Genomic DNA, 12655 nt, shown 5'->3' on the forward strand with positions numbered 1-12655 from the left:
AAGCTTCGGGCTTGCGGCTGATCGTCGTTGAGTCATTGAGATATTTCGGTCATCCGCCACGCGCGCTTTGGAGCGTGGCGGATTGTTCGGTGCAATTATTCGGCAGCGATGCCCATCCGGCTGCGTTCCATTTCCTCAAGGGCGCGCCGGTACTCGACGGGCATGACCTTGCGGAATTTCGGGCGATAGTCGGCCCAGTGCTCAAGGATTTCCTTGGCGCGGGTGGAGCCCGTATAGTGCAGATGGTTGGAGATCAACTGGTAGAGGCGCTCCTCGTCGTGGCGCGTCATGTCACCAGAGACGTCGACTCGTCCCTTGTGCATGAGGTCGCCTCCGTGATGGTGCAGCTTCTCCAGCATGTCATCCTCTTCCGGAACCGGCTCGAGCTCGACCATGGCCATGTTGCAGCGGCTGGCGAAATCGCCTGTCTCGTCGAGAACATAGGCCACGCCGCCGGACATGCCGGCCGCGAAGTTGCGGCCCGTTGCGCCGAGCACGACGACCACGCCACCCGTCATATACTCGCAGCCGTGGTCGCCCACGCCTTCAACGACGGTGATCGCACCGGAGTTGCGAACTGCGAAACGCTCGCCCGCGACACCACGGAAGTAGCACTCGCCTTCGGTCGCCCCGTAAAGAACGGTATTGCCGACGATGATCGAGTTTTCAGCGACGATCCTCGAATTGTCAGGCGGGCGGATAATGATCTTGCCGCCCGAGAGACCCTTGCCGACATAGTCGTTACCGTCGCCGATCAGGTTGAAGGTGACGCCGCGTGCCAGGAACGCGCCGAAGCTCTGCCCGGCGGTACCTTTCAGGGTGACGTTGATCGTATCTTCCTTCAGCCCACGATGGTTATAACGCTTGGCGACCTCGCCCGAGAGCATTGCACCCGCCGAGCGGTCGACGTTCTTGATATCGACTTCGAAGGCGACGGGCGTCTTCGATGCCAGTGCCGGCTCGGCGGCCGCAATCATCTTGCGGTCGAGAATGTCGTCGATCGGGTGCTTCTGGCGTGTTGTCCAGTAGGTCTCTTCCTTCGGTGCATCGACCTTGTGGAAGATCTTGGCGAAGTCGAGCCCCTTGGCCTTCCAGTGCGCCAGCATCTCATCCTTCTCGAGCAGTTCCGAAGCACCGATGATGTCATCGAGCTTGGTGAAGCCGAGGGAGGCGAGAATTTCGCGCACTTCGTTGGCGACGAAGAAGAAGTAGTTGATGACATGCTCGGGAGTGCCCTTGAAGCGCTTGCGCAGGACGGGATCCTGCGTCGCCACGCCGACCGGACAGGTGTTGAGATGGCACTTGCGCATCATGATGCAGCCGGCAGCAATCAGCGGAGCCGTCGCAAAGCCGAATTCGTCGGCGCCGAGCAGCGCGCCGACGACGACGTCACGGCCGGTCTTCAGACCACCATCGACCTGCAGGGCAACACGCGAGCGCAGCCCGTTCAGCACCAGAGTCTGCTGTGTTTCGGCAAGGCCGATTTCCCAAGGCGAACCGGCATGCTTCAGCGAAGTGAGCGGTGATGCACCTGTACCGCCGTCGAAACCGGCGACCGTGATGTGGTCGGCACGGGCCTTGGCAACACCGGCGGCAACCGTGCCGACGCCGACTTCCGAGACGAGCTTGACCGATACATCCGAGGTCGGATTGACGTTCTTCAGGTCGTAGATCAGCTGCGCCAGATCTTCGATCGAGTAGATGTCATGGTGCGGTGGCGGCGAAATCAGGCCGACGCCCGGCGTCGAGTGACGGGTCTTGGCAACGACCGCATCGACCTTGTGGCCGGGCAACTGGCCGCCTTCACCGGGCTTAGCACCCTGCGCAACCTTGATCTGCAGCACATCGGCATTGACCAGATATTCCGTCGTCACGCCGAAACGGCCGGAGGCGATCTGCTTGATCGCCGAGCGCTCGGGGTTCGACGAACCATTCGGCAGCGGCATGTAACGGTCGCTCTCTTCACCGCCTTCGCCGGTGTTCGACTTGCCGCCGATCCGGTTCATGGCGATTGCCAGCGTCGTATGCGCCTCGCGGCTGATCGAGCCGAAGGACATGGCACCCGTCGAGAAGCGCTTGACGATATCGACCGCGGGCTCAACGCTGTCGAGCGAGACCGGCGTGCGGCCGAGTGCCTCGGCGCTCTTGATCTTGAAGAGGCCGCGGATCGTGTTCATGCGCAGTGCCGAGGTGTTCACCATCTCGGAGAATTCGCGGTAACGATCCTCGGCATTGCCGCGCACCGCATGCTGCAGGGCAGCCACGGCATCCGGCGTCCAGGCATGGCTTTCGCCGCGCATACGGTAGGCATATTCGCCGCCGATATCGAGGTTGCTCGCCAGGATCGGATCGCGGCCGAAGGCAGACTTGTGACGGATGACCGTCTCGTTGGCGATTTCTTCCAGACCGACGCCTTCGATCGTCGTTGCCGTACCGAAGAAATACTTGTCGACGAATTCCGACTGCAGGCCGATCGCATCGAAGATCTGCCCGCCGCAATAGGACTGATAGGTCGAGATGCCCATCTTGGACATGACCTTCAGGATGCCCTTACCGACAGCCTTGATATAGCGATAGACGACTTCGTTGGCGTCGACTTCCTTCGGGAATTCACCCTTGGCATGCATGTCGAGCAGCGTGTCGAAAGCGAGATAGGGGTTGATCGCTTCCGCACCGTAACCGGCCAGCAGGCAGAAATGATGCACTTCGCGCGGCTCGCCGGTCTCGACGACGAGACCAACCGAGGTGCGCAGCCCCTTGCGGATCAGGTGATGGTGCACGGCAGCAGTCGCCAGCAGCGCCGGGATCGCGATACGATCCGGACCGATCTGGCGGTCGGAGAGCACGATGATGTTGTAGCCGCCCTTGACAGCCGCTTCCGCACGCTCGCACAGACGGTCGAGCATTTCCGGCATGCCTTCGGCGCCGCGCTCTACATCATAGGTGAAGTCGAGCGTCTTGGTGTCGAAACGGTCTTCCGTGTGACCGATGGAGCGGATCTTTTCGAGATCGCCATTGGTCAGGATCGGCTGGCGTACTTCCAGTCGCTTGGCATTCGCCATGCCTTCATGGTCGAGAATGTTCGGACGCGGACCGATGAAGGAAACGAGGCTCATGACCAGTTCTTCGCGGATCGGGTCGATCGGCGGGTTCGTCACCTGCGCGAAGTTCTGCTTGAAATAGGTGTAAAGCAGCTTCGACTTCTCGGACATGGCCGAGATCGGCGTATCCGTGCCCATCGAGCCGATCGCTTCCTGACCCGTCGTCGCCATCGGCGACATCAGGATCTTGGTGTCCTCGGTCGTGTAACCGAAGGCCTGCTGGCGATCGAGCAGTGAGACGTCGCGGCGAAGCGCGCGCGGCTCGACCGGCTTCAGGTCTTCCAGAATGAGTTGCGTGCGGTTGAGCCAGCTGCGATAGGGATGCGCGTTCGCAAGCTGCGCCTTCACCTCGTCATCGGAGATGATCCGGCCCTCTTCCATATCGATCAGCAGCATCTTGCCGGGCTGCAGACGCCACTTCTGGATGATGCTCTCTTCGGGAACCGGCAGCGTGCCGGCTTCCGATGCCAGGATGACGCGGTCGTCATCGGTGACGAGATAGCGTGCCGGACGCAGGCCGTTACGGTCGAGCGTCGCACCGATCTGCTTGCCATCGGTGAAGGCAACGGCAGCCGGCCCGTCCCAGGGCTCCATCAGCGCGGCATGATACTCGTAGAATGCCTTGCGTTCGGGCGACATGGACTGATTACCCGCCCATGCTTCCGGGATCAGCATCATGACGGCATGCGATAGCGAATAGCCGCCGCGCAGAAGGAATTCGAGCGCGTTATCGAAACAGGCCGTATCCGACTGGCCTTCATAGGAGATCGGCCAGAGCTTGGAAATGTCCTCGCCGAAAAGCGGAGAAGAGACCGAAGCCTGACGCGCCGCCATCCAGTTGACGTTGCCGCGCAGCGTGTTGATTTCGCCGTTATGGGCGACCATGCGATAGGGGTGCGCGAGCTTCCAGGACGGGAAGGTGTTGGTCGAGAAGCGCTGATGCACGAGGGCGACCGCGCTTTCGAAACGCGGGTCCGCCAAGTCCTTGTAATAGGCGCCGACCTGATAGGCCAGGAACATGCCCTTGTAGACGACGGTCGTGCTGGACAGCGACACCGGATAGAAGTGGCTCTCCTCACCGTCGAACTCGTCATAGATCCGGTTGGAAATGACCTTGCGAAGCGTGAAGAGCCGGCGCTCGAATTCGTCGTTCGTCGCGGCATCCTTGCCGGCGCCGATGAAGACCTGCACGTGATGCGGCTCGGTCGCTGCAATCGCCGGCGCCTTTGACAGAGATGAATTATCGACCGGCACGTCGCGGAAGCCGATGAGGACCTGACCTTCTTCGGCGGTGACGTCCTTGATCACCTTCTTGAAGTGTTCGATCTGCTTTTCGTCGCGCGGCATGAAGATATGGCCGACGCCATATTCGCCGGCCTTCGGCAGGGTAATGCCCTGCTTGGCCATTTCCTCGCGGAAGAAGCGGTCGGGAATCTGCACCAGAATGCCGGCACCATCGCCCATCAGCGGATCGGCGCCGACGGCACCGCGATGCGTCAGGTTCTCGAGAATGAAGAGACCGTCCTTGACGATCTGATGCGACTTCTGCCCTTTCATATGCGCAACGAAGCCGACGCCGCAGGCATCGTGCTCATTGCGCGGATCGTAAAGCCCCTGTTTCTTCGGCAGACCGGAGGCGGATTTACGCGTATTGGCCATTGCGCGCGCGTCTGCTGCTGCGAACTGGTCAATATGCGTGGATGGCGTCATCTTCGTCATCGTCTTTCCTCCTGTCGAAGCCCGCGGGGCTGCGGGCGGCTTTTCGTCGCGCACCGCACCTTTAAGATAGGTCCGGCGCGTGACAGCGCTGTTGCATCATGAAGATCCGGTCGCAGACATCTGCTTTCAGGGAAAGCAAACCGTCGCGTTCCGCGCCTGCCATTCGCTTCCGTGCGCCGCCATATGGAAGGCTCAGCGCTCGAAAGAACTATAGCGTGAAAGCCGGTCTGTTCCAGGGCTTTCGGGCGCCTCTTCGGCCGTGAAGACCAAAATAGGACAGCAACCCTGTCCTAGTTCGTCCGTTCAATGCCAGAAACAATTCCTCTTCGCAAGAGCGCCATCTTAAAAAAACGTCAATTTGCGACGGAAGATTGCCAGATCAACCAAAACGGCGACATAAAATTACCTTCCAACTTATCATTTTGTTTATTGATTGCGCAGTTCAATTTTTGTGATGCATCTAGGTTTCCGCCCTTGATCCTGTGAAGCTTTGGCGTAGTGTCCACTCCCGAAACTCCCTCCCCATCATTTTCAGTGGTTTTCTCTATGATTTTTGCTTCTGACAACTGGGCTGGCGCCCATAAATCCATTGCCGAACGCCTGCTCGCTGAATCCACCGGTTTTGCCGCCGCTTACGGCAACAGCGATCTCGACAAGCGAGTGGAAGCCCGCTTTTCAGAAATCTTCGAGCGCGAGGTTTCCGTCTTCTTCGTTGCGACCGGCACCGCTGCCAACTCCCTGGCGCTGGCGAGCGTCCAGCGCCCTGGCGGGATCACCTTCTGCCATTCGGAAGCCCATGTGATCGAGGATGAATGCGGCGCCCCCGAATTCTTCTCCGGCTCCGCCCGCCTCATGGCCGTCGACGGCGAAGCCGGCAAAATTGATCCGACCAAGCTCTCGGCAAAGATCGCGCACTTCCCGGAGGATGCCCTTCGTCATGGCCGCGCCACCGCTGTGACCATCACCCAATCCACCGAAATCGGTACCGTCTATTCGCTGCCGGAAATCGGCGAGATTTCCACGATCGCCAAGAAGCGAGGACTACCTCTGCACATGGACGGCGCGCGCTTTGCCAATGCGCTCGTTGCATTGAAGGCAACACCTGCCGAAATGACCTGGAAGCGCGGCGTCGATATGCTCTCCTTCGGCGGCACGAAGAATGGCTGCTGGTGTGCAGAAGCGATCGTCTTCTTCAATCCGGAACAGGCGAAGGAAATGCATTTCATCCGCAAGCGGGCTGCCCAGCACTTCTCCAAGTCGCGTTTCATCTCCGCCCAGTTCGACGCCTATTTCGAAAACGGCCTCTGGCTTGATCTCGCCCGACACTCCAATGGCATGGCCGACGGCTTGCGTGCCGGCATCGGCGCCAGCAATTCGGCCCGGCTCGCCTGGCCGACCGCCTCGAATGAAGTTTTCGCGGTCATTCAGAAATCGGCGGCAAAAACGGCTGAGAGCAAGGGTGCAAAATTTTACGAGTGGCCGATCCCTGCCGGGATGCCGGATCTCGTTTCGGAGGGCGAAACTCTTGTCCGTCTCGTCACCAGCTTTGCAACGACCGAAGCCGATGTCGATGGCTTCCTCAAATGCCTGGCCGCCTGATTTCGCAAATGCCGGATTCGCGAAGGAAAATCCCGCCGTCGCCGGCGGGATTTCTGATTGAGGATCTTCAGGCCGACCGCAAGCCTCTGACCTTCTTCAGAATATCATCCGAAAGAGCCGCCACGAGCGCCTGATCGGCTCCCTTTCGCGGCACCAGTACGAACTCGACATCCTCCAGCACCGGCAGCCGGGCCGGCGAGATTTCCTTCAACCCCGAGGGCGCCATGCTGCGCGGCTGCACGAGCACTCCCATGCCCGCGCGTGCTGCTGCCGTCAGTCCGCTGAGGCTGCCGCAGGTGCAGACGATCCGCCAGTCCACGCCCTGCCGACCGAGCGCTTCCAGCGCAATGGCGCGCGTCACACTCGGCGGCGGGAAAGCGATCAAGGGCAGTGGACCGGATGCGAGCACATGCTCCGGATCACGCGCCAGCCACACCAGCGGCTCCCGGTACACGAGCTTTCCGTGCTCATCGCCGAGCCTTCGCTTGGCAAGCACGAGATCGATCGCCCCTGCATCCTGCATTTCATAGAGCACGCCGGAAAGCGCCACCGTCAGTTCCATATCGACGGAAGGATGCGAGCGTACGAAATCTTCCAGCACCGCCGGCAAGCGGCTCGTCACAAAATCCTCGGAAACGCCAAGCCGCAGCCGCCCACGCAGGCTGCCGCTCTTGAACAGCGACTGCACCTGCCCCTCGATCGACAGCATCGCCCGCGCATGCGTCAGCAAGGCCTCGCCATCGCCGGTCAGCACGACCTTGTGCGTATCACGCTCCAGCAGCCGGCGCCCTAGTGAGGTTTCCAGCCTCTGGATATGCTGGCTGACCGTCGACTGCCCAAGCCCCAGCCTTTCGGCGGCCAGAGTAAAGCTGCCCATCTGCTCGACGGTGACGAAACTGCGTAGCTGTGAGAGATCCAGCATCGGGGAGATCCAGATTTGTAATAACTGTTATTCCTTGCATCCTGGATCATAATGAGCGACAGAACAATGACTCTTTAAGTTAGGCGAGACAGCCATGCGGCGCTTTCTACCCGATACGTTCACCATCCTGCTCGTTTGCACCGTCATCCTCGCGTCGATCTTCCCCGCGAGCGGCGCCTTTGCCGGCTGGTTCGGGGTAGCGACCGATTTTGCCATTGCGCTGCTGTTCTTCCTGCACGGCGCACGCCTCTCGCGTGATGTCGTCGTTGCCGGTCTGCTGCACTGGCGCCTGCACCTCATGATCCTGCTGACTACTTTCGGCCTCTTCCCGATCTTCGGGCTGGCGATAGGCTTCATCCCGGATTCGATCCTGCCGCAGCCGCTTTATCTCGGCATCCTCTTCCTTTGCGTGCTGCCGTCGACGGTGCAATCCTCGATCGCCTTCACATCGATGGCCGGCGGAAACGTCCCCGCGGCGATCTGCTCGGCGTCGGCCTCGAACATCTTCGGCATGTTCCTGACGCCGCTGCTTGTCGGCCTGCTCTTCTCGGTCGGTGGCCATGGCGGCTTCTCGTTCGACGCACTGGAACAGATCCTGCTGCAATTGCTGGCTCCCTTCGTTGTCGGCCAGATCCTGCAGCCCTGGATCGGCGAGTGGATCCGCTCCAAGAAGAAAATCCTGATGCCCGTCGACCGCGGCTCCATCCTGATGGTTGTCTACCTGGCTTTCTCGACGGCCGTCGTCGAAGGGCTATGGCACACCTTTTCGATCGCCGATATCGTCGCCGTCATCATCGCCGATATGCTGCTGCTGGCGCTCGTCCTCGTCATCACCATGCATGGCAGCCGCTGGTTGGGCTTCAACAAGGCGGACGAGATCACCATCACCTTCTGCGGCTCGAAGAAGAGCCTTGCAAGCGGTGTTCCAATGGCAAACGTCATCTTTGCTGGCCAATCGATCGGCGCGATCGTCCTGCCGCTGATGCTCTTTCACCAGATCCAGCTGATGGTCTGCGCCGTTATCGCCCAGAAGTATGCCGCTGCCGCAGCGCGCCGCACATCGGAAAAAAAGCTGGAAGAAGCGACAAGCCCGGCCTGACCAGGTGAGACGGCTTCAAAACAAAAACGGCGCCCTTCGGGCGCCGTTTCCGTCTGATTGGTTGAAAGCGGATTAGCTGTTGACGACCTGTGCTTCGATCGACTTCGGAGCCTCGACCGGCTCAGCGGCAATAGCGATCTTGCGGGGCTTCAGAGCCTCCGGGATGCTGCGCAGAAGGTCGATATGCAAGAGGCCGTTCTTCAGCGAAGCGGCAGTGACTTCGACATGGTCGGCAAGCTGGAAGCGGCGCTCGAAAGCGCGCTTTGCAATGCCGCGGTAGAGATACTCGCCGCCATCGGCATTTTCTTCGCGCTTTTCACCCTTCACGGTGAGCGCGTGGGCATGCGATTCAATGGCGAGTTCGGTTTCGTCAAAGCCGGCAACGGCCATGGTGATGCGATAGGTGTTCTCACCGGTCCGTTCGATATTATAAGGCGGATAGGTCGGAACCTGGTCCGGCTGGGAAAGGCTGTCGAGCATCGTGAACAGACGGTCGAAGCCAACGGTGGAACGATAAAGGGGAGAGAAGTCTACGTGACGCATGATGTCCTCCTAGGGAAGCGACGTGTTGCGATAGCATGTCCGTGAAACCCCATTCTTGGCGGCTCCGGGACGATTGCGCGGACCCTTCTGGCGTCCGCAAAGTTCAGATGGGGATGGCCTTCATGGACTTCAAGCCCTCTTCAAAACGCTGGGATTTCTGCGTGAACCCTGCATGAACGGCAGGTTCGGAGAAGGTTCAGCCGCCTCTCACTACAGATAGGCGCATCGGGTGACACTGGCCCGACGGCTGAAGTGTATCGTCCCTTCTTCTTCAGCCTCAATTCGGCCGGCCAAGAGCTCCCTCAGCTCCGCCGGCCACTTTTCTTCAAGCATAGAGCTCTGCAAGTCGATCCGCGGATCGATATCGAGACAATCCAGCTGCAGATGGTCGAGCCGATTGATTGGCGGGCGCCGAAATTGACAGGCCGATGGAGGACCCGAATTCGTGACCGGCCTCCCGGCGCCCCAATCTTCAGTCATGAACGTGCGGATAACCGGCTTCATGCCGGGACAAATCTTTCGTTCTCACTAACTTTAGCGTGTCTCAGCTTTCGCCGAGCTTGTCGCATGGAGAAATCTCGTTCCATTATACTTCGCTTACATTAAGCGGTAATTTCGCCATTGATTTTCCCAATCCCTGCGGTATCCCCTAGTAAATCTCTCACGCGAAGAAACACTGGCCATGGAACAGGTGCTTTACTCAACTCCAGACAATCCGGCGCCGGAGAACCGCACCGAAGGTTTTTTCGAGACCCACGACGGCCATAGGTTGCGCTATGCCGTCTTCCGGTCGCAAACACCGGCGGCCCATGGAACGGTGGTGCTTCTGCACGGCCGTAGCGAATGCATCGAGAAATATTTCGAAACAATCCGCGACCTCACTTCCAAGGGTCTCTGGGTCGCGACCTACGACCTGCGCGGCCAGGGCGGCTCACCACGGCTGATCAAGAAGCGCAATCACGGCCACCTCCGCCGCTTTTCCGACTACGAGCGCGATCTCGACACCTTCCTCGAGAAGGTCGTGCTGCCGGATACAAGGCTGCCCTTCTACATGCTCGCCCATTCGACCGGCGGACTGATCGCGCTTTCTGCCGCACCTTATCTTTCGACGCGTATCGAGCGCATGGTGCTGTCCGCCCCTTTCCTCGGCCTTATTGGCCAGGCCGCTTCCGAGGGAATGATCCGCGCGGTGTCGGCGACGCTCAGCGCGATCGGCCTTGGTGCCTTGCCGCTCGGCAAGATGAAAGAATTGCAGTTCCCCGATAACCCTCTGACATCGGATGAAACGCGTTTCGAGCGAAACGCGGCGATCGCAAGGGCTCACCCGGAACTTGCTCTGGGAGCGCCGACTGCCCGCTGGATGCACGAATGCATGAAAGCGATCGACCGGGTGACCCAGCCCTATCATCTCTTCTCGATCACAATCCCCTCCGTCGTCATCGCACCGACGCGCGACGGCCTGGTGCCCTATACGGCGCAAGAACGGCTTTCGCGCTATTTCCGTGCCGGCCAACTCGTGCCGATCAATGGCGCCCGACACGAGGTATTCCAGGAAAGAGATATGTACCGCGCCGCCGCGCTGGCAGCGCTCCACGCCTTCGTTCCAGGCAGTGATGCTGAGGCGACCGAGGATGTGGCTGCGATCGGCGCATGAGCCTCAGCGCTGCAGAATCTCGATCGCTTCTTCATAAACCGCCCTGCTGCCGGCAGCGATGATCGAACCGCCATTTTCCGGCCGCCCGCCATCCCAGGTGGTCATGATGCCGCCGGCACCCTCGATGACAGGAATGATGCCGCCTACGTCGTAAGGCTTGAGGCTGTTTTCGACAACAAGATCGACATGGCCCGCCGCCAGCAGCGCATAGGCATAACAATCGCAGCCATAGCGGAAGAGCCGTACCTTGCTTTCGATTTCGCGGTACTTGTCCATCTCCGCACCGACGAAGAGATGTGGCGATGTCGTGAACAAGATGGCATTGGAAAGAGCGCCGCAATCACGCACCTGCAGCCGGCGCTCGCCCTCAGGTCCGCTGTAGGTCGAACCATTCTCGTCGCCGAAATAGCGCTCGCCGGTGAAAGGCTGCTCGATCATGCCGGCAATAGCCCGGCCGTTCTTCTGCAGGCCGATCAGTGTCCCCCAGACAGGAACGCCCGAGATGAATGCGCGCGTGCCGTCGATCGGGTCGATCACCCACACATGCTCTCGATCAAGGCCGACATTGCCGTGCTCTTCGCCCAGAATGCCGTGGTCGGGGAAATGCGCCTCAATCAGCGCGCGGATGGCGGTTTCCGCCGCCCTGTCGCCTTCGGTGACCGGGTCGAAGCCGGAAGACAGCTTGTTGGTGACATTGGTGCCCGAGCGAAAACGCGGCAGGGTTTCCGCCTTCGCAGCTTCGGCAAGACGGTTGAAGAACGAACGGTCAGGAAGCATGGAGAAATCCGTATAGCTGGCGGGAAATGGCGCTTTTCATAGCGAAAAAGCAGTGGAATGCAAATGAAACGGGCAATTTCGGCTTGGCTGCCTAAAGATTTTGCAGCGCAATATAATGCTTGACATTTGTGCAATGCAACAGTAGTTTCCTGATTACAGTCTTCTGACTGTAAATACCCTCCTTGGGTGTTTCCTCCCTAGACTTAGCCGCGCTGACAAGGCGCGGTTTTTTTTGCCCTGAGTGAGAAAGTTACTCGGCAGCAAGCGCCCGGTCGCCGGAGAATTTCTCGACGTAGTCGGCCATCTGCCGCATGAACGACGTGATGGCGGTCACAACGATGTCGAAATCGGGCCGCTTCTCCAGCGTGACCTCATCGACATAGATCGAACGATTGACCTCGATCTGCAGCGCATGCAGCCCGCGTGACGGGCGGCCGTAATGTTCGGTGATGAAGCCGCCGGCATAAGGTTTGTTGCGGATCGCGGCAAAACCCATTTCCTCAAGGATGCCGATCGCCGTGCGCGAAAGCTCTGACGAAGCGCTGGTACCGTAGCGGTCGCCTATGATGAAATCGGGTCGCGCATTGCTGCCGGCAACGCGCACATTGCCAGGCATGGAATGGCAATCGATCAGGACACCAAAGCCAAACTGTACGTGCGTGCGCGCAATCAGCCGCCGCAGCGTCGAATGATAGGGCTTGTAGACGCTTTCGACACGTTCCAGCCCTTCCTGTACGGGCAGCCGGCGCGCATAGATTTCCATATTCTCGGCCACGATGCGCGGAATGGTACCAAGTCCACCGGCAACCCTCAGCGAATTGATATTCGCATAAGGCGGCAACAGGCCGTCGAACATGCGCGGATCGAGCTCATACGGCTCTCGGTTGACGTCCAGATAAGCGCGCGGGAAGTTCGCAAGCAGGAGTGGCGCGCCGAGGTCCACGGCCGCACCGAACAGTTCATCGACATAATGGTCTTCGGACCGGCGTATCGAGATGCCTTCCAGCCGCGACTGCGCGATGAATTCCGGTGGATAAATACGGCCGCTGTGGGGGGAGTTGTAGACGAAGGGGATGGTCTGCGACACGGGCTCATGCACTTCAAAAAGCTCGTATTCGCGTATTTCCGGCACTTTCTGCCCTCTTTACCATGTCATCAAGTGGCTGTGAGGGCTATGTTGCCAGTTGCCTGCCCTTAAGTCCATACTACATGGAAGGGATAGCGGCCGCAGCTAGGGCGAT

The 12655-nt window shown here is 59.7% G+C and carries 8 protein-coding genes; 3 read left to right on the forward strand and 5 right to left on the reverse strand.

Annotated features, from left to right (window positions below; all coding sequences use genetic code 11):
- Nucleotides 1-95 precede the first annotated feature (95 nt).
- Nucleotides 96-4820 carry a glutamate synthase large subunit gene (gene gltB / locus FHX06_RS29625; RefSeq protein ID WP_113211935.1) on the reverse strand — a complete coding sequence of 1575 codons (4725 nt, stop codon included), beginning with the start codon at nucleotides 4818-4820 and terminating at the stop codon, nucleotides 96-98.
- 546 nt (nucleotides 4821-5366) lie between these two features.
- Here gltB and FHX06_RS29630 point away from each other — a divergent pair.
- A complete protein-coding gene (locus FHX06_RS29630; protein ID WP_112968788.1) occupies nucleotides 5367-6419 on the forward strand; it encodes a threonine aldolase family protein in 1053 nt (350 codons plus the stop codon).
- A gap of 67 nt (nucleotides 6420-6486) precedes the next feature.
- On the opposite strand, the gene FHX06_RS29635 is transcribed toward FHX06_RS29630, so the two are convergent.
- Nucleotides 6487-7341 (reverse strand): LysR family transcriptional regulator, encoded by an 855-nt coding sequence (locus tag FHX06_RS29635; RefSeq protein ID WP_112544146.1) that lies wholly within the window; start codon nucleotides 7339-7341, stop codon nucleotides 6487-6489.
- Between the two features lie 94 nt (nucleotides 7342-7435).
- Here FHX06_RS29635 and FHX06_RS29640 point away from each other — a divergent pair, with 94 nt between their 5' ends.
- Nucleotides 7436-8440, forward strand: a complete 1005-nt coding sequence (locus tag FHX06_RS29640; RefSeq protein WP_113211934.1) for a bile acid:sodium symporter family protein — start codon at nucleotides 7436-7438, stop codon at nucleotides 8438-8440.
- Between the two features lie 72 nt (nucleotides 8441-8512).
- On the opposite strand, the gene FHX06_RS29645 is transcribed toward FHX06_RS29640, so the two are convergent.
- Entirely contained in the window at nucleotides 8513-8983 is a 471-nt protein-coding gene (locus tag FHX06_RS29645) for an Hsp20 family protein (protein WP_112544150.1), read from the reverse strand.
- Nucleotides 8984-9665: 682 nt separating this feature from the next.
- On the opposite strand from FHX06_RS29645, the gene FHX06_RS29650 reads away from it, so the two are divergent.
- Nucleotides 9666-10637, forward strand: a complete 972-nt coding sequence (locus tag FHX06_RS29650; protein ID WP_113211932.1) for an alpha/beta fold hydrolase — start codon at nucleotides 9666-9668, stop codon at nucleotides 10635-10637.
- 3 nt (nucleotides 10638-10640) lie between these two features.
- Here FHX06_RS29650 and hisN read toward each other — a convergent pair whose 3' ends face one another.
- Together hisN and FHX06_RS29660 are read right to left on the reverse strand one after the other, a co-directional pair.
- A complete protein-coding gene (gene hisN, locus FHX06_RS29655; RefSeq protein ID WP_113211931.1) occupies nucleotides 10641-11414 on the reverse strand; it encodes a histidinol-phosphatase in 774 nt (257 codons plus the stop codon).
- A 250-nt stretch (nucleotides 11415-11664) separates the two neighbouring features.
- A complete protein-coding gene (locus FHX06_RS29660) occupies nucleotides 11665-12546 on the reverse strand; it encodes an N-formylglutamate amidohydrolase (protein ID WP_112544156.1) in 882 nt (293 codons plus the stop codon).
- Nucleotides 12547-12655 lie beyond the last annotated feature (109 nt).

Origin of the sequence: Rhizobium sp. BK512, from assembly GCF_014194915.1 — a bacterium.
Lineage (GTDB): Bacteria > Pseudomonadota > Alphaproteobacteria > Rhizobiales > Rhizobiaceae > Rhizobium.